Raw genomic sequence first — 22668 nt, forward strand, 5'->3', positions numbered from 1 at the left:
GGCTTGAAGCCATGACCAGCATCATCGAGTTCAGCGGCCCCATCCTCACCACGGCGGACCAGGAACGCCGCGGGCTCTGGTCGGTGGACGGCCTGCTGACCTTCGACCGTCCGGCCGCCGCGCCCGACCTCGTGCTGGACGGCTGGGTCATCCCCGGGCTGGTCGACGCGCACTGCCACATCGGCCTCGGCCCCGGCGGGGACGTCCCGGACGGGCTGGCGGAAGAACAGGCCCGGACCGACCGCGACGCCGGAACCCTGCTCGTCCGCGACGCCGGCGCCGTCCACGACACCCGCTGGCTCCAGCAGCGCGCCGACATGCCCCGCATCATCCGCGCGGGCCGGCACATCGCGAGGACCCGGCGGTACCTCCGGGGCTTCGCTGTCGAGGTGGAACCCGAGGGCCTGGTCGAGGCCGTGCGCAAACAGGCCCGCGCCGGCGACGGCTGGGTCAAGCTCGTCGGGGACTGGATCGACCGCGACGCCGGCGACCTCGCCGCCAGCTTCCCGGCCGGGACGCTGAAAGACGCCGTCACCGCCGCCCACGACGAAGGCGCCCGCGTCACGGCACACTGCTTCGCGGAGGACACCCTCGATGACATGCTCGACGCCGGGATCGACTGCATTGAGCACGCCACGGGCCTGCTCCCCAGGCACCTGCCGCGTTTCGTCGAACAGGGCGTGCCGATCGTCCCCACACTCATCAACATCGCCACGTTCCCGGACATCGCCGCGCAGGCTGCGGCTAAGTTCCCCCGGTATGCAGCCCACATGCGCGCCCTGTGGGAGCGCCGGGCGGAACGTGTGCTGGCGGCCTTCGAAGCCGGCGTCACGATCTACGCCGGGACGGACGCCGGCAGCGTGGTCAAACACGGGCGCATCGTCGACGAGGTCCGGGCGCTGCACGCCGCCGGACTGCCCGCCTCAGCGGCCCTCGACGCCGGCGCCTGGGCCGCCCGGAACTGGCTCGGGGCGGACGGGATCACCGACGGCGCCAGCGCCGACGTCCTGGTCTGCGCCGGGGACCCGCGCAACGACCTGGCCACCCTGCAGGACCTCCGGCACATCGTCCTGCGCGGAGAACTGGTCCGCAGGAACCAGGCCGCCCCATTAGGAATAAATTGAAGCTTCAAGTAATTTAACCCTATGAGGGTCATCGACGGTCGGTGGCCAGCAAAGCACCGGAGCGATCACATGACTGCAGACACCAGCACCCAGGATCTTCTTCCCGCCGAACTCACCATGGGCACCGTGATGCTCAAGGTCGGCGACATGAAGCTCATGACGGACTACTACCAGCGCGCCCTGGGCATGGACATCGTGGCCGAGCAGGACGGCGGTCTCTATCTCGGCCGCCGGCAGAAGCCGCTGGTCCACCTCGCCCCGGCGCCCGGGCTGAGCGTCCCGTCCCGCGGCGAGGCCGGACTCTTCCACACGGCCCTGCTGTTCGAGGACCAGCCCTCCCTGGCTGCCACCGTCGCCAGTGCGGCACAGTTCGAGCCGCAGTCCTTTACCGGCAGCGCGGACCACCTCGTCAGCGAGGCCTTCTACTTCACCGATCCGGAGGGCAACGGCATCGAGCTTTACTGGGACCGTCCCCGCGACGCCTGGTCCTGGGACGGCAAGACCGTGGTGATGGACAGCCTGGCCCTGCCGCCGCAGCGCTACCTCGAGCGGTACCTCACCGAGGAATCCGTGACCGGGCAGCGCGGGGCCGAGGCCGGCGTCGGGCATGTCCACCTGCAGGTCGGCGACGTCCAGTCCGCGCAGGACTTCTACGTCGGAACGCTCGGGTTCGAAAAGACGGCGGGGTGGCACGGGCAGGCGCTGTTCGTCTCGGCCGGCGGCTACCACCACCACATGGCCATGAACGTCTGGAACAGCCGCGGCGCCGGCCCCCGCCGCGACACCCTGGGCCTCGGCGAGGTGCTGATCGAAGTCCCGGCAGGAGACGACGTCGGAGCCCTCGCCGACCGCCTCAGGACCGCCGGGGTCCAGTCCCACCACACCGGCGCCGAACTGCGTTTCGAGGACCCGTGGCGCAACCGCATCCGCGTCGCCGTCCGCTGAATGCTGCCGGGCCGGTCACCCTACCGCGGCTACCCGGCCCCCCGGACATGCCCCGCGCAGGCGGCAGCGACTGGACATAGTGTCCATATGTCCACTGGTGCAGGTCAGCGGAGCGCGTGTCCACATGCCGCTGACAGCACCGTGGGGCATGTCCATATTTCGCTGGCAGCACCGTGGGGCATGTCCATTTTTCGCTGACAGCACCGGGGGGCATGTCCACCGGTCGCGCCCAGGAATGGCCATGGTGGTTTCATGTCCAGTGGTCACGATGAGGGGAGGGTATGTCCCGCCTGAGTCCCCGCCGGGCCGGAGCGGCTAGGCTGAAGTGACGCCAAAAATCAGCGGCCCAGCGCCGCCGGACAGCTAAGGACGAGCTCCATGGGATTCACCGAAGTCTTTGTTTCCACCCACGATGAAGCCCTCAAGCGTGCTGCCGCCCTCGACGGCGGGGCCGCGGCAGCCTCCGGGGCCGTCCGGATGGCGGACATCACCGACTTCGAGGTCGAGCGCCTGGGCGATTTGGCCGGCACTGCCGTCCACGCCTCCGGCGCCGACTACGAGCTCGCCATGGTCGATGTCGCCAGCGACTCCCTGCTCGGCGTGCCGCCGGCGATGGTCCGTGCCCTGGCCGAGCTGCTCAGCTACGAGACCGAGGGCGAGGGCAACGTCCTGGACGATGTCGCCGAAAGCTGGGCGGCGGAGGAAGACATGCCCTTCGGCGCGGAGCAGGCCGCCCGCTACGTCCGGCAGCTCGCCGAACTGGCCGCCGAGGTCGACCCCGCCAGCAAATCCGGCCTCTACGTCTGGACTTCCTGACCCGCTTCAGCCCCCAAATCGGCCGGTTGCGGGTGTCAAGTCGAATTCCGGCCGCTGATCTGGCACAATAAACAGGTACTCGATCTGCGTGGCCCCTCTCTCCGCGTCCGGATCTTGTCCTTTTAGAACCCCCTAGTACGGCCCGCCCCACGGGTGCAGAACGCCGGGCTCGACCCCGTTTCAGAAACAGGAGTGACCACAAAAGTGGCCGTAAAGATTCGCCTTAAGCGCTTTGGCAAGATGCGCGCACCGTACTACCGCATCGTCGTCATGGACGCACGCTCCAAGCGTGACGGCCGTGCCATCGAAGAGATCGGCAAGTACCACCCGACCGAAGAGCCCTCGTACATCGAGGTCGACACGGACCGTGCCCAGTACTGGCTCGGCGTCGGCGCACAGCCGTCCGAGCAGGTTGCCGCGATCCTCAAGATCACCGGTGACTGGCAGAAGTTCAAGGGTCTCCCGGGCCAGGAGGGCACCTTGAAGACCAAGGCTCCCAAGGCTGCCTTCGTTACCCCGGAAAAGGGTTCCGTGATCATCCCGGAAGCCATCACCAAGAAGGCCAAGAAGGACGATGCAGCCGAGGCTCCCGCCGACGCAGCAGCAGAGACCACCGAGGCTGAGTAAATTGCTGGCAGAAGCGCTCGAACACCTCGTCCGCGGGATCGTTGACAGTCCTGACGATGTCAAGGTCAGTGCGAAGAACAACCGCCGCGGGGACACCCTCGAGGTGCGCGTTCATCAGGACGACCTCGGACGGGTGATCGGCCGCCAGGGCCGCACCGCACGCGCTCTGCGCACTGTGGTGGCAGCACTGGCGGACGGCGAGCCGGTCAGGGTCGACGTCGTCGACACCGACCGCCGCCGGTAACGCTTCCAGCAAAACTTGTCTTGAGTCCGGCCCCTTCACCAGATAATGGTGGAGGGGCCGGACTGTTTTCCCCCGCAGCCCTACCCACACACCGACCCCGAACAGAGGAACAGATGCAGCTTCAGGTGGCACGAATCGGCAAGCCCCACGGCATCCGCGGCGAAGTGACGGTCCAGGTGCTCACCGATGCGCCTGGCGACCGCTTCGTCCCGGGAACCCAGTTCGTGGTGGAGCCTGCCTCGGCGGGCCCGCTCACCATCCTCAGCGCCCGCTGGAACAAGGACATCCTGCTGCTGGCCTTCGAGGAGATCGAGACCCGCAACGAGGCGGAGACCGTCCGCGGAGCCAAGCTGTTCATCGAAACGGAGGAACTCGACGCCGATGACGACGACGAGGGCTGGTACGAGCACGAGCTGGAGGGCCTGGAAGTCCGCGTCGGTGACCAGGTTGTCGGCAAGGTTTCCGGTCTCCGCACCCTCCCGGTCCAGGACCTTCTCGTCGTCACTGCCACGGACGGCAAGGAAGTCCTGATCCCCTTCGTCGAGCAGATCGTCCCCGAGGTCAACGTCGGGGAGGGCTACATCCTGGTCACGCCGCCGCCGGGACTGTTCGAGGTCAACGTCGAGGACGAGGCCAATGCCGTTGATGAGCAGGCCGTGGACAAGCCGTCCGTGGACAAGCCGGCGCCCGCAGCTGCCGCCGGCGCCGAGGACCGTGCCCGCGCCGAAGGCCGTGCCGACACCGGGGACAAGGCCTAAATGAGGGTCGACGTCGTCAGCATCTTCCCCGAGTACCTGGCGCCGCTGGAACTGTCGCTGATTGGCAAGGCGCGCCAGGACGGTCTGCTGGAGCTTAGCGTCCACGATCTCAGGGACTTCACCACGGACCGCCACCGGACCGTCGATGACACGCCGTACGGCGGCGGCGCCGGAATGGTCATGAAACCCGAGCCCTGGGCACAGGCCCTGGCCGCCGTCGCGGCGGACCGTCCGGGCGACGCGGCCAAGCCGGTCCTGATTGTGCCGTCACCGGCGGGGGAGCGGTTCACCCAGGCCACCGCCCATGAACTCGCCGGGGAAGAGCGGCTGGTGTTCGCCTGCGGACGCTACGAGGGCATTGATGAGCGCGTGATGGAATGGGCGGCCGGGCACTTCACGGTGCGGCCCATGAGCCTGGGCGACTACGTCCTCAACGGCGGCGAAGTGGCGGTGCTGGCGATGGTGGAGGCCATCGGGCGCCTGCTGCCCGGCGTCGTGGGCAACCCCGAGTCCCTCGTGGAGGAGTCGCATTCGGACGGCCTGCTGGAGTACCCCGTCTACACCAAGCCCTCCAGCTGGCGGGACCGCGAGGTCCCCGCGGTGCTGCTCAGCGGCAACCACGGCAAGATCGCCCAGTGGCGCCGGCACGAGCAGTACCGGCGCACCGCTGAACGCCGCCCGGACCTGCTGGAGCAGTTCGACGCCGCCAAGCTGCCCCGCGCGGACCGCACCGCCTTCGCGGACCTCGGCTACGACATCGTCGATGGCCATCTCATGCGCCGCGCGGACGCCGGCGGGGATTCCGCCTGACCGGATTGGCTGGACGGCCCCGGATGTGGCAAAATTAGTGCTTGTGCCTGCTGGGTGCGAACCTGCCACAGGGGGAGCGTCACCAACAGCGCGGCACCCCGGGCCCGTCAATTCCTGACGGATCCGGATTCACAAATTTTCGGCGGGAATTTCCGGGCCGCATTTGCGCCCGGGCTTGGCCGCCGTGACCCCACGTGAAGGACCTGTGGCGTTCACCAGGAGTGAATCAATGCATATCCTCGATTCAGTAGACGCAGCCTCGCTGCGCACCGATGTTCCTGTCTTCCGTGCGGGTGACACCCTCAAGGTTCACGTGAACATCATCGAAGGCAAGAACTCCCGCGTCCAGGTCTTCCAGGGCTTCGTCCTGGGCCGCCACGGCGATGGCCTGCGCGAAACCTTCACCATCCGCAAGGTCTCCTTCGGTGTTGGCGTGGAGCGTACCTTCCCGGTGCACTCCCCGATCATCGACAAGATCGAGCTCGTCTCCAAGGGTGACGTGCGCCGCGCGAAGCTGTACTACATGCGCGATCTGCGCGGCAAGGCTGCGAAGATCAAGGAAAAGCGCGACTTCCAGCCCAAGAAGTAAGACTCTTCCGACTTCCACCGCAGGCTTCCACCGCGGGTCCCACGGACCGGGTCCGGCCAGCGACGGAGCATCCGCAACAGCGCTGTTCAGTTCAGAAAAGCGTTAGAGGATACGGATCATGGAACACACAAAACGCCAGCCCAGGAAACTCGGCTGGCGTTTTGTGTTCCTGGCCGTGGTGCTGGCTGTGCTCATCAGCGGCCTGGTCCGCTCGTTGTGGCTTGATGTCTACTACATCCCCTCCGCCTCGATGGAGCCGATGTTCCGCGAGGGGGACAGGATCCTCGTCTCGCGCACGGACTTCCGTACCGAGCCGGTGGGCCGCGGCGACATTGTTGTCTTCGACGGCCGCGGCTCCTTCGCCCCGCTGGACAGCGGCAACGGTCCCCTCCTGGACTTTTTCGGCGGCGTCGGGCACTGGGTCGGACTCTCCGGCGGCGACACCACCTACATCAAACGCGTCATCGGGCTCCCCGGCGACCACGTAGTCTGCTGCGACGCCGGCGGCAGGCTCACAGTCAACGGCCAGCAAATTGCGGAACCCTATCTCTACGAGGGTGACGCCCCGAGCGAGCTGAAATTCAGCGTGATCGTGCCCGCCGGGCGGCTCTGGCTGATGGGGGACCACCGCGCACTATCGGCCGACTCCCGCAGTCTTCTCGGCGCCCCCGGCGGAGGCATGGTGCCGCTGGACCGGGTGATCGGCAGACCGGTCCAGATCATCTGGCCGATTGATAGATTTACAGCAGTAGGACGGCCCGCGGAGGCCGCCATAACAACAGCGAAGAACGGACAGTAAATGCCCGAGACCGGACCCCGGACTCCAGACCCGCAGGGGCAGGACCAGCCCCGGGTTGCCTCCTCAGCGGTCCCCGCCGCGGAGCACCCGGCTGTGCCTGGCGTCCGCGCGGATCGCGGGTTCACAGGCGGTCCGGCCCATGCGGGAACCGCGTCGAAGCGTGCGCGCCGGGCGAGGTCCCGGGAGCGGCACAGCCCGCTGTTCCTCTGGGCAAAGGAAGTGGCCACCGTGGTGCTGGTCGCCATCGTGCTGTCCTTCCTGATCAAAACCTTCCTGTTCCGGGCGTTCTATATCCCCTCGGAGTCCATGGTCAACACCCTGGACGTGAACGACCGCATCTTCGTGAACCTCCTGGTCCCGGAGCCGTTCGCCCTGGAGCACGGCGACGTCGTGGTGTTCAGGGACACCCAGGGCTGGCTGGTTCCCATGGCGGAGAAGGAAGCGGGTCCCTTCACCTGGGTACAGGACGGGCTGACGTTCATTGGCCTGCTGCCGGATAACTCGGAACAGCACCTCGTCAAGCGCGTCGTGGGCCTGCCGGGGGACCGCGTGGCCTGCTGCGACGCCGGCGGCAGGCTCCTGGTCAACGGCATACCCGTGGACGAGCCCTACATCAACCCCGCCGAAGTGCCCCAGGTCCGCGAATTCGACGTCGTGGTCCCCGAGGGGAAGGTCTGGGTGATGGGTGACAACCGGAACCATTCCGCCGATTCGCGCGCCCACACGGACAGCAACGGCGGTTTCGTCGACATCGCCGACATCGAAGGCAAGGCCGCCGTCATTGCCTGGCCGCTGAACCGCATCACCGCCCTCGACAACTACCCGGACGTCTTCCGCGACGTGCCCGACCCGGCCGGAAAGTAGCGGCTGACAGCATGTCCGAGGCCCCCACGCTCGACTACGAACGGCGCTTCCGCAGCTCCGGCGCCCGGCTGCTTGCCGGCGTCGACGAGGTGGGCCGCGGCGCCCTCGCGGGGCCCGTCAGCGTGGGAATCGCCGTTGTGGACCTCCAGCAGCAGAAGCTGCTCGCCGATGTGCGGGACAGCAAGCTGCTCAAAGTGGCGGACCGCGAACGCCTGGTGCCGCTGGTCCGGAGCTGGAGTGTGGCCTCCGCCGTCGGGCACGCCTCCGCTAAGGAGATCGACGCCCTCGGCATCATCGCCGCGCTCCGGCTCGCCGGAACGCGCGCCTGGCTTGCGGTCCTGGCCGCCGGAGTGATCCCGGACGTCGTGCTGCTGGACGGCAGCCACAACTGGCTGTCGCCCGAAACCCAGCCGTCCCTGTTCGACGACGGCCCGGCGGAGCCCGGCTGCGACGCGCCGGTGCACACGCTGGTCAAGGCCGACATGCAATGCCTGAGCGTCGCCGCGGCGTCCATCCTGGCCAAGGTCGAGCGCGACGGCATGATGCGCGAACTGCACCACGAATACCCGGCCTTCGGCTGGGACGAGAACAAGGGCTACGGCACCGCCACGCACAAGGAGGCGCTCCGCGCCGCCGGGCCCACGCCGTATCACCGCGTGAGCTGGCAGCTGCTCGCTGACTGACGTCAGCACCGCTCCCGCGCGGACGGCGACGGCGCCGGCGGTGGCGAGGGACGTACTGTGGCGCGCGGGGCTCGCCGGATGGTGCAAGATGGAACCATGAGTGCCGAGGACCTGGAAAACTATGAGACCGACATGGAGCTACAGCTCTACCGCGAATACCGCGACGTGGTCGGGCTGTTCAGCTATGTGGTCGAGACCGAACGGCGTTTCTATCTGGCCAACCACGTTGACCTGCAGGCCCGCAGCGCCGACGGCGAGGTCTACTTCGATCTGACGCTGCAGGACGCCTGGGTCTGGGACGTCTACCGCTCCGCCCGCTTCGTCAAGAGCGTCCGCGTGATCACCTTCAAGGACGTGAACGTCGAAGAGCTGCCCCGCAGCGAGGAACTCGCCCTGCCCAAGGCCGGGGACCTCGGAAACTGACCCGGCGAACCCTGGTACCGGCTATTCGAGCTCCTGCAGAAACTCTCCAATGCTGGTGTGGAGTTGCCTGAGGCCGAGTGTTGTCAGGCTGAGAGTTGCCGAATCCGCGTCCTTGCTGATGTCCCGGAAGCGAAGAACCATCTCCGGGCGGTCCTCTTCTGCCGGGACGTAGCTCACTTCGATGAAAATTGAGTCGACCTGATCAGGGAAGCCGGCCAGGGCCCTGAACTGCGCGGCCGAGGCCGCGAATTCAGGGTTGTCGGATGGCCATGAGTGAGGCTCACAGTGCGAGTACAGACACCGCAGGGTCAGGCACTCGCCTCCGGCGCCATTGTGCTCGTCGCACCACGGTTCACATGCTGACTTCGTGGTCATGTTCGTCCTCCTTGTTCTGGAACAACTGATGATGTTCGCCGGCGGCCCGGCGGGCGCCGGCATTTGCAGGCTACGACGGTGCCACGACAATTTGTGCCGGTCTGGAGGTCTTTCATCTCTCCAGCGGCCGACGCAGGCAGCACACTCGATTCAATTCAAGTCGCGACGAGCGCCTCACGCGATACCGACCGCGTCGCGCATCTTGCCGAGTGCGGAAGCGCGGACGCGTTGGACCTTCGGACGCGAGAGTCCGAGGCGGTGTCCGACTTCGGAGTCGGGGATCGGGCCGTCATCGGAGAATCCGTAGGCGAGGCGGCAGACTTCCTCTTCCAGGTCGTCTACTGCGGCGAAGGCGGCTTCGACGAGGAGCCTGTCCTCGGCGTCGTCGTAGTAGTCCGGGCCGCAGACCTGAACCTCAAGTCGGCTGGGGCCGCCAATGCGGCCGTCGGCGTCGTCGCTCGGGCAGTCGAGGGAGTGGGTTCCCCGAAGGGCCTTAAGGACGGAGTTGAAGGTCTCCGGGGTCATGCTGTACTGCGGAGCAAGGCCGGCGCCCTTGACCGGGTCGCCGTCGGCCTTGCGGAGTATTGAGTAGAAGCGCTTCAGGGTCCGCTCGGGTACGTTCATGGCGACCGGAGCGATGACGGCTGTACTGATGGAGTTGGCGACGTAGCCCTCAACAGTGGCGGCGAGCCTTGAGTGTATGCCGTCGAGCTCGAAGGCATAGACAGCTTCCAGGAATCCCTCGACGGCGGCCATTCGGCGGTCGGCCGCGAGACCGGAGTCCCCGGGCCTGCCGGCCCAGGCGCCGCCGGCGTCACGGTACATGCCGGAGACCTTGCGAAGGGCGCAGGCGTACGCGTAAAGGAGCTTCAGGGTCGCAGCCTCGTCGCCGCGCTTAGCCGCGCGAATTGCCTCACGTTCCTTCTGCAGGGGAAGCTCGCCGGTCGTCACGCGGCGGTCGAAGATGTCACAGAGGGCCTTGTCGATGTTGTGCATGTTCTCGTTTCCTGTTCTGGCGTGAAGAGCCTGGCACGACGGGCGTTGGGGCTCGGGTGAGTGCTATAGTGAGAGGGTACTTGCGCAAGGCGCCTCGCGTGAAGCATAGTCGGGAAAGGGTTATTGAGCCGCAACACCGCCCGCGTTCGATGACGGTTTCACTCCGACGTAGCGCGGGGCGGACAACCCCGAAGCCGGGTTCGGAGGCGCCCAGGACCCGGAGCCGGATCTTTTCGCGGTCCGGACTCACGGCGAGGCAACCGGGCCGTCGGCGATGGCCCGGCGGACCTTCCGGTCCCGGCCGGCGGACTGCGGTTGCCGGCCCCTTGCCGGAGTGCCCGCGATTCATTCGGCGCGACGGAAGTTCGTGACGATTTTGCAATGGAAGGGCCTGCCCCGGCCCTAGTGCTCTCCTTGCTTGTGGCCTAGACTTGCGCCGAGGGCTCAAGCAGTGGGGCGCCTCACGCAAGAAATATCGGTACACCTGGGGGGTATCGCCGATGAGTGAAATGACAGGGCCGGAGCCGTCCCGCGAGTGCGCGGAGGACGACGAATCTCTTCTGGGGAAGGTTCCAGAGGGGTATGTCGTCCTCCCCGTCCCCGAAGCTCCCGGCCACTGGATCGCCGTCTTTACGGACGGCTCCTATGTGAGGGACTGGGTGCCGTCCTAGGGCCCGGGAAGCGGCTCCCCGGCGTCGGCAGGGTCTCGTCGACGTGATGGTCGTTGATTCTCCGGGGAGCGTTGTTTCCAGGCAGCGCTCGGCCCGTCGAAGCCTCACAGGAAGCTGAGCAAAGGGCTCGACGGTACAACCGCTTTGTCATTCCGGGGGTGTCTCAGGTCAAGGGACTAGCTGCGGTCCCTGGCAGATGGCGGGGAGCTTCCGGCGGCCAAATCACCGGATCTCCGAACACTATCCTTTCGGAAGGCGCCTTACGCGGATCACTCCGGCTTCAGGATGCCGGCGGGTCTGGTCACTCGGGGGCCGGGAGTTGAGGCTCCCGGTTTGGAGACCGGGGCCTGAGCAGGGAAGGCAACGACGCCGAGGACTTCGGCAATCTTCGCCGAACGGCGGGCGCCCATATGGGGCAGGACTTCCCGCATGATCTCGGCGGCCCGGGGACCGGAGATTTCGGAGTGCCAGGTCGCCTTGACCGGTGCGGGGTGAAGGGACAAGCGAAGCGTCGTGTCCATGAGGGACGCTGCGCGCCCGACCACGTCCCGGTCGGTCATGGCAAGTCGGATGCGAGGATACTTCCCGCAGTGGGCATCGAAGGTGCCTTCACCTTCCAGGAGTCCGGCCAGCCAGAGCAGGTCGTCTCGGTCGCCGTGGATCATTTCGCAGTGCTCCTTCGGAATGGTGGCCAATGGTCTTTGCCGTGATGCCGACAGCTTGGCGACGGTCGCCCCAGCGCCGGCGCCGAGCGAATTCTCCCCGCCAGGCAGGGATGCAACACCGGCAGTGTCCGGATGGCGGCCGCGGCCGGCGAGACGGGGGGCTAACGATCTTCCCTTGCGCGAGGCGCCCTACGCCTCAACCCGTATCAGGCTGGGTGGTCGCTCCGGGACGTCTCCTGCTTGGTCCTTCAGCTGGACAAAGCAGAAGGGGGCCAGGGAGCGTCTGTCTGCTCAGCCGGGAAGGCCCGGAGAATCGATGGTGACGAGGGGGCGCAAGTTACCTACTGTGCGTCGCTTCGTGCCTCGAAGGGCTGCCTCCGTGGCGCTCCGCCTCGTCGGCGACGAGGCTGGCGCGTTCACACATATCGCGGAGGGCCGTGGCGATCCGCCTGCGGTCCTTCGCGGCGAGGTCGTCCAGGGCAATTCGGCGTAGGAACGTCCCGACCAGGGCGGCGGCGGACTCGACGACCTCGGGGTCGGAGATAGGGGCTCCCGCGCCGAAGAGGGCTAGGGTTTCGCTGTTCCGCTCGCGCTTTTCGACCGACCGTTCACGGGGGCTCGCCGAGCGGAGACCGAGCTCTTCCAAGGCCCCGTCATCCAGGCGATCGCGAAGGACGTTTCCGGTGTGATAGCGGATAGCCGCCTGGATCGTAGAGAGGTCGCTGCCGGGGACGCTCGCCTGACTCATGACCTCGCGGACCCAACTGCGGTAAGCATAGGTCCGGCCAAGCCAGTCTGGAGCCCCCTCGCGGGTGAAGAAGTGCTCGCGTGCCGATATGAAGGCGCGAGCGGTCTCTCGGAGTGTCTCGGTCCGCTCGTTGTCGGCGACGGTGTAATAGCGCCTCAGCGAGCTCACAGCTTGGCTCTGCAAGTCGTTGAGGGCGGTAGTCGAATTCATGTACCCACGGTAAACCGAGCGAGGCGTCTTACGCTAGTCGTCAAGAGACGAAAGATAAGGCGCGCCCGATCCGCCCGATCCGCCGGAACCGCCTTCGCCGTGTCCTGGTAGATGATCCCGTTCCGTGCGCGCAAGACCCTGTCTTGGTTCCGCGTCCCGCGGCAACTTTCGGAAGTTACCCACATAGGGCAGTGAGCTCCTGTGCCGTTGCCCCGTTCGGGAACACGCTGGTTCCATGAGAGCAAAGGACGTGCTGGGCCGGCGCGGGGAGGAACTCGCGGCCGCCTACCTCAAGGCCCAGGGGATGCGGATCGTGGACCGCAACTGGCGGTGTCCCGAAGGTGAAATCGACATCGTCGCGCTCGACGGCGACACCCTGGTCATCGCCGAAGTGAAAACGCGCAAGTCCCTCGCGTACGGGCATCCGTTCGAGGCCGTCGGCGTGGACAAGCTGGCCCGGCTTCACCGGCTGGGCTCTGCGTGGTGCCGCGACCATGAACTCCGGATGCCGCTGCGCCGGGTCGATGTGATCGCCGTGCTCGACGACGGCGTTGGCGACCCCGCCGTGGAGCACCTCAAAGGGGTGGGTTAGTTGGCACTCGGCCGGACCTACGCGGTGGCCCTCGTCGGCCTGAACGGCTACATCGTCGAAGTGGAGGCCGACATCGGGCAGACGCTGCCGGCGTTCATCATTCTGGGGCTTCCGGATGCTTCGCTCAACGAGGCCAAGGAACGGATCCGCTCGGCCGCCCAGAACTCCGGGATACCACTAAGCCGCCGGAAGATCACGGCCAACCTCATCCCGGCGTCGTTGCCCAAACGCGGCTCCGGCTTCGATCTGTCGAACCTCTAAGCTGGACACACTATGAACAGCCCAAGGAAAGCCGGAATCTACACCAGGATCAGCAACGACAAAGAAGGCGCAGGCCTCGGCGTCGCGCGACAGGCTGAGGACTGCCAGGAATTGGCCGCCGAGCTCGGCTGGGACGTAGTCACCGTCTACGAGGACAACGACATCAGCGCGTACCAGCGCAAAAGGGCCCGAACCGGCTACCAGCAGATGTTAGTCGATCTTGAATCCGGCAGGACCAACGCCGTCCTTGCCTGGCACACCGACCGGCTGCACCGCCGTAACGCAGAGCTGGAAAAGTTCATCGACCTCATAGAGCGGACCGGGGCGAAGGTTTCCACTGTGCGGGGCGGACAGGTCGATCTGGCAACCCCTGACGGGCGCATGATGGCCCGGATGCTGGGCTCGATCGCTCAGCGGGAGGTGGAGCACGGCCAGGATCGCGTTAGACGGGCTAAAGAGCAGGCAGCCAAGGCAGGCAAGTGGAGGGGAGGCCCTCGCCCCTTTGGATACGAAACGGACGGCCTGACCATCCGCGAGATAGAGGCCGCAGCAGTGAAGCGGGCAGCAGACAACCTCATTGCCGGACAATCTCTCCGTTCCATCGCCTCCGAGCTGACCGCCCAGGGCCACCGCACGACGTCTACTAAGTCCCTCCGTCTGGACGAAATCAACCTCAGAAACATCCTGCTCAGGCCACGCAACGCCGGATTTTCCGAATTGCGCGGCGAAATCATCGGTAAGGCCCAGTGGCCGGGCATCCTCACAGAGGAAACGTGGCGCGCCGCCGTGTCTATCCTCAAAGACCCTGCCCGCCGCACCACGACCGGCAGCACACCAAAATGGCTCGGATCCAATCTCTTCCTCTGCGGTGTTTGCAAAACCCCCGTCCGCGCCAGCATGTCCGGCGACAGACGGCGCGTCTACCGATGCACCAACGGCTCACACGTCACACGGACGCTAGCAGCCGTCGACGAAGTCGTGAACCGCGTCATCGTCAACGTCCTCAGGCAACCGGAAACAGCGGGACTGCTCTCCAGCGAGACCACCACAGACAACGTGGGCCCGCTCCGGGAGGAAGCGGCCGCGCTCCGGGCACGCCGGGACCAGCTCGCGCTCGACTATGCAGAGGGCAACCTGAACGGACAGCAAGTAAAGATCGCAACGGGGCGCATGGACAGCAGAATCCTGGAGCTGGAATCCCAGCTAGCAGAGGCAGGGCGGGCGGCAGGCCTCGCGGACCTACTCGCAGCACCGGACACAGCGCAATTCTTCCTTGAAGCCCCGCTGGGACGCCGCCGCGCCGTCATCAACGCGCTGGCAACCGTGAGTCTCCTCCCGCAGAAGCGCGGCAGGCCCAAAGGATGGTCGCCGGAGAGGACTATTTCGATCCCGAATCAGTCAGCGTCACACCCAAAGGAGTCCAGAGGTGAGTGCACGCACAATCCGCGTCACCTGTCCCGGCGACAACGGCCGCGGGCACGAGACCCGACCCTCCAACATAGTGCGGTTCTTCTTCGTCGATGAGAGCAGCGCCAACGTGGGTGCCGGGGTCACGCCAGGATGGCATGACACAACTGGCCTTTCACGCAGCCAACGCCCGGAGAAGCTTGCCCGGCGTTCCACCTTGGATGCATGGAACTACGACTACAACACTGATGTGGGAAGGGAACATGTGGATTCCCTCGAACCCGGCGTGACGTGGCAGACCGACATGAACCGGGTCTACAAGTGCACGATCTGCCGCGACAACGTACAGGTAGCCGACTTTGCAAAGCTGTGCCGGATCCTGGATACGCTCCTAGCCAACAGCGTGGAAGCGCTGACTCTCGCCCGCCTCAGGGCCATCTACGAAACCTATAGCGTTTAGAAGCTACCCAACCGGGTTTGCTGCTATAGGCTGGTAGCGAGACGGCGGGAGCTCCTTACCCCCGCCACCAGGCCTGTGCACAGTGGGCGCGATTTTTCGTGCCCACGGAGGCTCAAATTGTCCTGGACTCATGAACGTGCCCGCGTCGCCGCGTTATCCCGCGACCGCAAGCCGGACGACCCCGAACTGCAGGGCGCCCGGCAGCGACTCAAAGCCGCGCGGCTGGAAGACCACGTCCGCAAGACCGTCGCGGCCTGGCCACCGCTGGACCAGTCCCAGCTAGACGCTATAGCCGTTCTGCTACGCCCGGTCCCTGCGGTTGAGGCCGAGGCCGAGGCCGCCGGTGGCGGTGATGTCGCATGAAGGCAGAGATACGGCGCCCTGCTCACCCGAACGAAAAGTTCATCGCCCAGGTCGATGTGTGGATTCTCGCTCACAGCCACGGGCGCTGCTCCACAGCGTCTGTCCGAGCAACACAGGATCTCAGTAAAAGGGACCTCTACAACCGCAGCGGCGAAGCCCATTCAGACCATGGCAGAGATGGCACCGTCATAGCGGCCGATGGCGTGGTCCAATGAGAACGGCGCTTGAGGTCGTCACTGACGCCATCCTAAGGAAAGGCCTCCGGCTCTCCAGCAACGGCCGCAAGGCCCAATGTCCGTCACACGATGACTCTAACCCGTCGCTGGCGATCGACCCCGCCGAGAAGTACCACGGCGTGGTGCTGAAATGCCACGCTGGATGCGCAACGGAGGACGTCGTGTCAGCCATAGGCCTGTCCATGGCGGACCTCTTCGACGAACCTCCAGCCAAAGCTGCGGGCAGGGTCGAAGTGGCCCGCTACCCCTACACCGACGCGGCCGGAACCGTGCTATTTGAAAAAATCCGGTATGTCCCCAAAACTTTCATCATCACCCCGCCCGGGGCCGTGAAGAAACTGGCGGAGAAACCCCTATACCGGCTGCCGGAGCTACCGGCCGCAATCGAAGCCGGCAAGGTCGTCCACCTAGTCGAAGGCGAGAAGGACGCCGACCGGCTGAGATCAAAGGGGTACACGGCGACATGCAACTTCGACGGCGCCGGAAAATTCAACAAACCCGAATACGCCGAATATCTGCGCGGCGCTACCGTGGTCATCATCGCCGACAACGACGACGCCGGACACCGACACGCCGACCAAGCCAAGGCTCTCCTGGCACGCGCCGGAATTGCGGTGACCGTAAAGATCCCAGCAGAGGGTAAGGACGTTTCCGACCACCTAGACGCAGGTCTAGGCATGGACGACCTCCAGCCTTACCCGGGCCCTCGCGCGTACGAACCCAAGCCGGGCACCGAACTGGTCGATCACAGAGGCGAACCCGGCAACGGACTGAAACTGCGGACGGCTACGGATCTGGAACTCCCACCACCGACGCAATGGCTCGGACTGGGATGGCTTCCTCGAAGCGCAATCACCGTCATGGTCGGGGAAGAAGGCATCGGCAAGTCCCTACTCTGGGTCCACATGGCCGCATACATCACCACCGGGAAGCCCTTCGCCCCCTTCGGCATTCCCGCCCGCGAACCCGCCGACGTCGTCGTCATCGTCACCGAGGACTCAGCGTCCGAAGTCATGTCCCGCCTGAAACTGGCCGGCGCTGATCTGAACAGAATCATTTTCTTCGCTGCCGAGAACGACGGAACTGGAACCCCGGTCTTCGGCAGCGGATTCCAGGGCGACATGCTCCTTCTTGACGCTCTGCTCAACGAACGAGAAACGAAACCAGCCATGCTGGTTGTGGACGCCTGGCTGGACACTGTCGCCGGTAACCTGATCATCCGGGACACCCAACAGGCGCGAGCTGCCCTGGATCCGTGGAAGCAGCTGGCGACCAGACACAATCTTGCAGCGCTTCTCGTGACCCACACCAACCGTACCGAGTCAACGAACATCCGGGACCTCATGGGCGGTACGGCGGTGCTCCGGCAGAAGGCCCGAATGGTTCTTTTCGCGGCCCGTCCCAAGAGCGACCACGACAGTCCCGTGCAGCACCTGTGGGTCGGCCCGGACAAATCAAACGTGACCGGCCTTGTCGACGCGGTGAAGTTCAATGTCACGGTGGAACAGGTCCGGGCCAGAACCAACGACGACCCGGGCACAACAGCCCACCTGACAGCGCCAGCATCAGCCCTCATGACGATCAGGAACCTCTTGGTGCAGTGGAAGCAGGAGGAGCTGGAGGCCAACAGGAAACCAACCAAAGCCGAAGAATGCCAGGAGGCCATACGCGACTACCTATTGGAGGGGGACGGACAATGCCGCACCCGTGACCTCAAGGAACATCTGCAGCAGATCGGCTACGGGAAGACCGTAGCCGAAATGGCCATGTCCACCGTCGGGGAATCTGTCCGGAACGCCGAGTTCGGCGGGGAATTCACGTACAGGCTCAAGGGCTCCCAACCTTCCTACGAGGAACCTGTACCCCAGGAGCTTGGTGACGTTAGGAAGGTTGCGACGTATGGTAGCGCCACTCCCACACTTCCTAACGTTCCTATACTTCCTGCCTCCTACTTGGACGGACCCGAAATCAGGAAGCAAGGGTCAGAAAACGCTGTACAGGCCGGCGATCCATGCAGTAGCTGCCACTCGGGCCGGCTTACAGACGCCAACGCATCAAAAGGCATCAGCCTCTGTAACCAATGCCTCTTCGAAGAAGCTAGCCACACGGGTTTACCTAGGCGGACGCCACAACTGAACTGATCCTTTGGACTTCCCTACCCTGTGGGCACTTCCCCAGGGCCCACAGGGTAGGGGCGTTTGGATCGCTAAGAACCGCGGACGGAAGCGCGCCCGGGTAGCCCCGCATATGAAGTTTCAGAATGAACAATGACCCTTGATCAATTTGAGCAAAGCAGGAAGGACATGCAGATGGAGAAGCAGTATCTGAAGGAATGTTCCCAGTGCGGGCGGCACTTGCTGACTACCAAACGGGAAGTGATTTACTGTGGACGGCGTTGCGCTAAACGTGCCCGCTTCACTTTTGACCCCTCGCGCAGCCGCCGCCCCATAGTGACCTGCACAGTGTGTGGTCGTCCTTTCACTCAGGAAGCAGCGATGGGGAGGCTTCGTGTTTGCTGCCCGCTTCACTACGGGGGTTACCGAGAATGCGCAGCATGTGGCGTCCGGTGTCGTCCGCGTCCTGGCCGAAATTTATGCCGGAAGTGTAAGTCTTAGGACTCACCTGCCGAGCAGGGGGCTGGGAGCGGACATCGTATCCGACTGCTCAAGGAGGACTACCGACGAGTAGGGTCAGATACTAGATGGGATAGCTCGTCCCCGGACGTAAGCCCGCATGTTCGTCCAAGAGACGTCCCACTCGTCCACATTTGGTTCTCTGGGGGCCTCGTAGAACGGATCTTCTCCTGGCGCGAACTTTGCAAACCTTTGTACGTCGAAGTCACCCAGCCTTGGTATGGGTGTGGGGCCTATCAAGTAGTTGACGCTGACGAATCGGGAGGCCAGGTCCTCTAGGCTGAAGTCTAGGTTCAAGCGCTCCGAAATAGAGTCCTTGAGGGCCTTCGCGTCGCCAAACTGATCGACAAACATGAATCCAATAAGCGCTTCGTTTCCAGTAACTGCTCCATCCCTCAAACGCAGGTGCTCGAGGATGTGACCGCTCGCTTCCCGGGCGAACACAGCGGCAACTTGAACTAAGAGCGGCAAGGGTCTGTCGTCTTCCTCTGGCCTGATGGCTTGCTGCATCACCTGCAGGCGCAGCTTCCAGTTTCGGCACGCAGCCAGAGCCGAGACAACGTCATCCTTGTGTGTCGATTCCGGAAGGCGACGCAGTAATTCGGACAACCAATAGATGCATTGCTCTTGCCGTCCAAAGATCGTACGCTGTGCGTCCTCGAGGTCTTCCAAACATCCGGCTACTGCTTCGATGAGATGGAGGTTAACCTGCTCCCCAGCAAAGGAGCCACCGACTGGGGCAGTCGCTTTACGGAACTTCTGAATGGCAAGGTCAGCACGACCCGGGTATGGATCAGTCAGTAGGGATTTCAGTGCTTCTGCGTCCAAGCCCGCGAAGCTGGCTTCGACTAGCGCAGAATGGACAGCCGCATCCGCAATGTCCCCCTCCGGGATGGTGTGAGCGAAATACCGGTCGAAGTATTCTGCGACGCAGACACTCGGTCCGGTACGCCTCGCCGACGATTGTCGCAGGCGTGGGAAGACGGCCCGTAAGACCTCTTCGGCGTCCGGTCTGAGTGATGGAGTTGGAACGTTAGCCAAGAGTTTTTCCCAGTCTAGGCTCTCTTCTGCCTCGTTCCCTGGGACCCGCATGGCTTGCCGGCTCCCAGTCAATAAGGCTCTCCAGCGAGGGAGGGCCTCATACAGTTCAGGGAATTGCAGGTGGAGGAAAGTCAACAGGATCAAGTCCACGTCATTTATGTCCTCCGGCCTGTGCATAGGTAGGTAGTGGCGTACCTGCGCTAAGAAACGTTCAATCGATCGCGGCGTCGATAGCTGAGATTGCAGGACGTCGGTCAAATGTGACAACCGGTGGTCCTTTGGGTCCGATGGACGCTCAAGATCTAAAAGAAGGGAAGTGAGGCCCGTATCTAAGCGAAGCAGCATTTGTGTGGGCAGGAGCGGGGGGACTCTCAGCGAGTACTGGACGATTTTCTCCATGAAGAGACGGGCGCGTTGTGAGTCATCCACTCCGATTCCAGCTTGCTGGAGGTTGACCAACAGTGTTTGCTCATCGTAGGCGAGGAGGTAATGCACTCCAGGGAAGCGCCCAAGAAGGCGAACAACCTTGAGTAGCGCAACCAGCTCGTCAGCCTGAAGTCTGTCGATGTCATCGGCAATGACAAGAACGGGCGTCTGCAATTTCTTCAATTCCACGGACGCCTCAGCAAAAGCTTCATCCCAAGGCTTTGACTTGCTGAGAGCCTGGCCGAACAGTTTGGCGCCTTCTCCGATAGTGCCCCCAATGAAGGGAATCAGGGTCAGAAGGGGAATAGAGACAGTCGCGCATGCTTGCAGAGTTTGCCGAACTCGCTTTCCCGCACGGCCGGGAGGCAAGGTCGCCGACAATGACGAGAAGAACTCACTCATCATTGAGGCTGTGTCGCTAGTCGCCCATGGGGTGAAGCGAGCGACCTTCCAATTCGCTGACGTAGTCTTCTGAAGTTCCTCGACTATTAGTGTGGCCATCGAAGTCTTTCCGCTGCCCCACGGTCCCGTTAGGCCGAAGACCACGCTCGTGTCCCAAGAATGGGCGTTATTTATCAACCGTGCCGCATGAGCAGCGATGTGTGAGCGATTCAGCGTGTCTTCAGCTGCTGAACGGATGGGGTCGTCAACCCAGTGGGAAGCTTCAGGCATTTCTCAGTTATACCTTCAAGGGCTTCTCCCGAACGACTTTCTGACCCCGTCACCACGTTGGAGTGCATACGTCGGTTACCGGGACTTCGCAACGTTTGGCGCGTCGCTGCCTCATGACGTCCTTGCGACTCGCGTACGACCGATGACTGTGCCCACCAACTGGCTCCTAGACTCAGTAGAAGTCGGCGGCTGTGGAGCGTCTGTACGCCCTGGTGAGCGGTTTGTCGCCGGGATAGGGCAGGCCGAGGACGTGGCAGAAGTAGGCAGCTCCCAGGTCAGCATTGCGGAAGTGGCTCAGGACGGCCTTGTGGGTATCTGCTCCGATACGGGGGTGTCGTTTTATGGCGTCAACCGCACCCTTTAGGTAGTTCTCGGCTCTTTGGAGCTGGTGTCTTTCATCCTCGAATGCTTCATAGACGGCCAGCCAAGCGTCAGTGTTCATGCTGCCGTAGTTGGCCTGTGCCTTGCGCACGCGTTCGGTTACGGACTTGATGTAGCCAGCTACGAGGGCGTCGTCGCCTCCGTGACGCATATGTCCGTCGAGGATGAGGCGTGCGGCGTGAGCGCCGTTTGGGCGCACTGTCGCGTCGCCGTCAAGGGTAAACAGCGCGACGCCAGATTCCGATGCTTCGGCGCTCGCCGCCCTTGTATAGCCTGAAGTCGAGTAGAAGAGGTGGTTTGTGAGATGGGGCTGCGCCCCTCTAAGCTGGCGGATCAGCGGCGAGCCGACCGGATTTGCCTGCATCTTCACTTGGGCCACTGCCTCGGGGTGCTCGACGTCCACTCCGCGGTCCGAGACTCCTCCGGTGAGTTGGGAACCGAAGAAGCCGAGAGGCCCTGACATGTGCCAGAGGGCTAAGTCCTCCGCGGTACGCCAGTCACCAACAAGCCGGATGGGTGAAGCAGATTCTGAGGTCGGGCCCCTCCGTATTGTCCCGACCTCTGGCGGGGCGGGCGCCAAAGGGTTGTCAGGGAGTCTGAGAATGGACCGCCCTACGCCATCGTGGAACCATTTATACGATTTCTGGTCCGCGTAGGCGTAAAAGTGCCGGTGGTCGGGCAGAGTGAAGTGGCTCTCTGCTACGCGGTCGACCATACTGGTGCTCTCCGAGCTGTACCAGTGGGTGCTTGACGCGGGTATGGTCTCTGGCTGCGGCCCCGAGGACGGCAGTATCCAGCATTGGAATGTTCTCGCTGCGAATCTGGCTTCCCGGGGAAGGACGTTATTGCTCCGTTCGGGGTAGTCCTCGGTTACGGTAACGGCGCCGAATATTTCGACGTGGTCTCCAGACGGGATTGCTGACAGGACTTGTCGGGCGTCCTCGCCGCTAACTGGCAAGGCAGGGCGCCTTTCCCTATATTCGGCCCATGCCCACATGGTTCGTGGGTCATTGGCGAGAAGCTGCTCTGGGTCCGTCGGCGCCGAGTTGTTTCTGCCTGCAGGGAGGTGCTGGGCGACAGTTCTATGCCCGGTACCGGTGTCCAGAGCGGGCTGGACTTCCATCTGCTTCTCGGGGCGGGCTTTTTCCTGCATCTGGGCGATCCGTGCCGCGTGCAGTTTTACGACGTCGTCGTGGAAGCGTAGCTGGAGGGCGCGGCGGGCATGTTCCGCGCGGTAGTCGTCTCCGCTCGAGGTCTGCTCGTTGGGCGGCTCCTTCTTTGCTGGCCGCTGCTCCGGGCCCAGCACGGTGCCCTCAACAGATTGTTTAGGCCCGGCATCAGAAAGTTGGGCCCACTCGTGATCCCATTCCTTCATCGCCGAACTACGTCGACGGCGTTTTTCGGCAAAGAACTGTTCGGTGTCGTCAGCTATGGGTGGACTAGACGCAACCGCCTGGGTGTCCTTCGTTTGGCGGCGGAGGCCGGCATTTGTGACAGTCAGCGTGATGAGGTGCCACGTGGCAGCAGCGATGAACTTGACGGTGTACCAGAACACCAACCGGGGTAGGACAAAGAACAGAAAGTAGATGACCTTGCTCGTGGCGCCATGCGTAATGCGTTCCGTGTTTCGCCGGCGCCCAGCATCGCCGCGGTTGTAGCTCACGAAGTTGTCCTTTCCCCGGTGAATGCATTGGGCAGGAGATCCGCTTCTCCGGTCGTCGGGGTGCCGGCCTGGCGGCCGTGGAGTTCCCAGTCCTCGCCAGGATGGAACGGCTGCCTCTCCGCCAACGAGAGCCTCCGTCCCCGAAGCGACGCCCATTGACGGATCAATTCCTGCTGTGGGTAAGGG

General features: G+C 64.1%; 24 protein-coding genes and 1 pseudogene. 19 read left to right on the forward strand and 6 right to left on the reverse strand.

Translation table 11 applies throughout. From position 1 onward, the window contains the following. Nucleotides 1-11: 11 nt before the first annotated feature. The 12 genes from J2W14_RS11515 (at nt 12) to J2W14_RS11570 (ending at nt 8682) form a co-directional block, all read left to right on the forward strand. Nucleotides 12-1124, forward strand: coding sequence for an amidohydrolase family protein (locus J2W14_RS11515; protein WP_307462520.1), 1113 nt, complete (start codon nt 12-14; stop codon nt 1122-1124). Between the two features lie 69 nt (nt 1125-1193). After that, nucleotides 1194-2069 (forward strand): VOC family protein, encoded by an 876-nt coding sequence (locus J2W14_RS11520; protein ID WP_307462521.1) that lies wholly within the window; start codon nt 1194-1196, stop codon nt 2067-2069. A 378-nt stretch (nt 2070-2447) separates the two neighbouring features. After that, nucleotides 2448-2885 carry a hypothetical protein gene (locus J2W14_RS11525; protein WP_307462522.1) on the forward strand — a complete coding sequence of 146 codons (438 nt, stop codon included), beginning with the start codon at nt 2448-2450 and terminating at the stop codon, nt 2883-2885. A 204-nt stretch (nt 2886-3089) separates the two neighbouring features. Next, nucleotides 3090-3512, forward strand: coding sequence for a 30S ribosomal protein S16 (rpsP, locus tag J2W14_RS11530; RefSeq protein ID WP_104175432.1), 423 nt, complete (start codon nt 3090-3092; stop codon nt 3510-3512). A gap of 1 nt (nt 3513) precedes the next feature. Then, on the forward strand, nt 3514-3756 hold the full coding sequence (locus tag J2W14_RS11535; RefSeq protein ID WP_224046810.1) for an RNA-binding protein: 243 nt from the start codon (nt 3514-3516) through the stop codon (nt 3754-3756). Between the two features lie 113 nt (nt 3757-3869). After that, nucleotides 3870-4514: a ribosome maturation factor RimM gene (gene rimM, locus J2W14_RS11540; protein WP_307462526.1), complete on the forward strand. Its 645-nt coding sequence runs from the start codon at nt 3870-3872 to the stop codon at nt 4512-4514. Continuing rightward, the gene (gene trmD, locus J2W14_RS11545; protein WP_307462528.1) at nt 4515-5324 is read left to right on the forward strand and encodes a tRNA (guanosine(37)-N1)-methyltransferase TrmD; all 810 of its coding nucleotides are present in this window, start codon (nt 4515-4517) and stop codon (nt 5322-5324) included. A gap of 229 nt (nt 5325-5553) precedes the next feature. Further along, on the forward strand, nt 5554-5913 hold the full coding sequence (gene rplS, locus J2W14_RS11550; protein ID WP_307462529.1) for a 50S ribosomal protein L19: 360 nt from the start codon (nt 5554-5556) through the stop codon (nt 5911-5913). 118 nt (nt 5914-6031) lie between these two features. Next, entirely contained in the window at nt 6032-6712 is a 681-nt protein-coding gene (lepB, locus tag J2W14_RS11555; protein ID WP_307462531.1) for a signal peptidase I, read from the forward strand. Beyond that, complete coding sequence (gene lepB, locus J2W14_RS11560) at nt 6713-7576, forward strand: signal peptidase I (RefSeq protein ID WP_307462533.1); 864 nt, start codon at nt 6713-6715, stop codon at nt 7574-7576. It abuts the gene before it with no gap. Between the two features lie 11 nt (nt 7577-7587). Then, nucleotides 7588-8259 carry a ribonuclease HII gene (locus J2W14_RS11565; protein ID WP_307462534.1) on the forward strand — a complete coding sequence of 224 codons (672 nt, stop codon included), beginning with the start codon at nt 7588-7590 and terminating at the stop codon, nt 8257-8259. A gap of 96 nt (nt 8260-8355) precedes the next feature. Beyond that, nucleotides 8356-8682, forward strand: coding sequence for a DUF2469 domain-containing protein (locus J2W14_RS11570; protein WP_069952106.1), 327 nt, complete (start codon nt 8356-8358; stop codon nt 8680-8682). Nucleotides 8683-8703: 21 nt separating this feature from the next. On the opposite strand, the gene J2W14_RS11575 is transcribed toward J2W14_RS11570, so the two are convergent. Next, nucleotides 8704-9057, reverse strand: coding sequence for a hypothetical protein (locus tag J2W14_RS11575; RefSeq protein WP_307462535.1), 354 nt, complete (start codon nt 9055-9057; stop codon nt 8704-8706). A 174-nt stretch (nt 9058-9231) separates the two neighbouring features. Beyond that, nucleotides 9232-10053, reverse strand: a complete 822-nt coding sequence (locus tag J2W14_RS11580; protein WP_307462536.1) for a hypothetical protein — start codon at nt 10051-10053, stop codon at nt 9232-9234. Between the two features lie 500 nt (nt 10054-10553). Here J2W14_RS11580 and J2W14_RS11585 point away from each other — a divergent pair, with 500 nt between their 5' ends. Then, a complete protein-coding gene (locus J2W14_RS11585; RefSeq protein WP_307462538.1) occupies nt 10554-10724 on the forward strand; it encodes a hypothetical protein in 171 nt (56 codons plus the stop codon). A gap of 269 nt (nt 10725-10993) precedes the next feature. Here the strand turns inward: J2W14_RS11585 and J2W14_RS11590 are convergent, their stop codons facing one another. Together J2W14_RS11590 and J2W14_RS11595 are read right to left on the reverse strand one after the other, a co-directional pair. Beyond that, nucleotides 10994-11389, reverse strand: coding sequence for a hypothetical protein (locus J2W14_RS11590; RefSeq protein ID WP_307462540.1), 396 nt, complete (start codon nt 11387-11389; stop codon nt 10994-10996). A 337-nt stretch (nt 11390-11726) separates the two neighbouring features. Beyond that, entirely contained in the window at nt 11727-12347 is a 621-nt protein-coding gene (locus tag J2W14_RS11595; RefSeq protein WP_307462542.1) for a hypothetical protein, read from the reverse strand. A 235-nt stretch (nt 12348-12582) separates the two neighbouring features. On the opposite strand from J2W14_RS11595, the gene J2W14_RS11600 reads away from it, so the two are divergent. The 6 genes and pseudogenes from J2W14_RS11600 (at nt 12583) to J2W14_RS11625 (ending at nt 17807) form a co-directional block, all read left to right on the forward strand. Further along, the gene (locus J2W14_RS11600; protein WP_307462543.1) at nt 12583-12939 is read left to right on the forward strand and encodes a YraN family protein; all 357 of its coding nucleotides are present in this window, start codon (nt 12583-12585) and stop codon (nt 12937-12939) included. Then, nucleotides 12940-13191, forward strand: a pseudogene (locus J2W14_RS11605) (magnesium chelatase domain-containing protein); the annotation flags it as partial. It abuts the gene before it with no gap. Nucleotides 13192-13212: 21 nt separating this feature from the next. Next, nucleotides 13213-14724 carry a recombinase family protein gene (locus tag J2W14_RS11610; RefSeq protein WP_307462545.1) on the forward strand — a complete coding sequence of 504 codons (1512 nt, stop codon included), beginning with the start codon at nt 13213-13215 and terminating at the stop codon, nt 14722-14724. A gap of 133 nt (nt 14725-14857) precedes the next feature. Further along, entirely contained in the window at nt 14858-15067 is a 210-nt protein-coding gene (locus J2W14_RS11615; protein WP_307462546.1) for a hypothetical protein, read from the forward strand. A 117-nt stretch (nt 15068-15184) separates the two neighbouring features. Then, entirely contained in the window at nt 15185-15430 is a 246-nt protein-coding gene (locus J2W14_RS11620) for a hypothetical protein (protein ID WP_307462548.1), read from the forward strand. 211 nt (nt 15431-15641) lie between these two features. Next, nucleotides 15642-17807: an AAA family ATPase gene (locus J2W14_RS11625; protein ID WP_307462550.1), complete on the forward strand. Its 2166-nt coding sequence runs from the start codon at nt 15642-15644 to the stop codon at nt 17805-17807. A gap of 549 nt (nt 17808-18356) precedes the next feature. On the opposite strand, the gene J2W14_RS11630 is transcribed toward J2W14_RS11625, so the two are convergent. Together J2W14_RS11630 and J2W14_RS11635 are read right to left on the reverse strand one after the other, a co-directional pair. Next, a complete protein-coding gene (locus J2W14_RS11630; RefSeq protein ID WP_307462551.1) occupies nt 18357-20438 on the reverse strand; it encodes a KAP family NTPase in 2082 nt (693 codons plus the stop codon). Nucleotides 20439-20610: 172 nt separating this feature from the next. Then, nucleotides 20611-22482, reverse strand: a complete 1872-nt coding sequence (locus tag J2W14_RS11635) for a restriction endonuclease (protein WP_307462552.1) — start codon at nt 22480-22482, stop codon at nt 20611-20613. Nucleotides 22483-22668: the final 186 nt, after the last annotated feature.

The organism is Pseudarthrobacter oxydans (genome assembly GCF_030812335.1).
GTDB classification, from domain to species: Bacteria; Actinomycetota; Actinomycetes; order Actinomycetales; family Micrococcaceae; genus Arthrobacter; species Arthrobacter oxydans_B.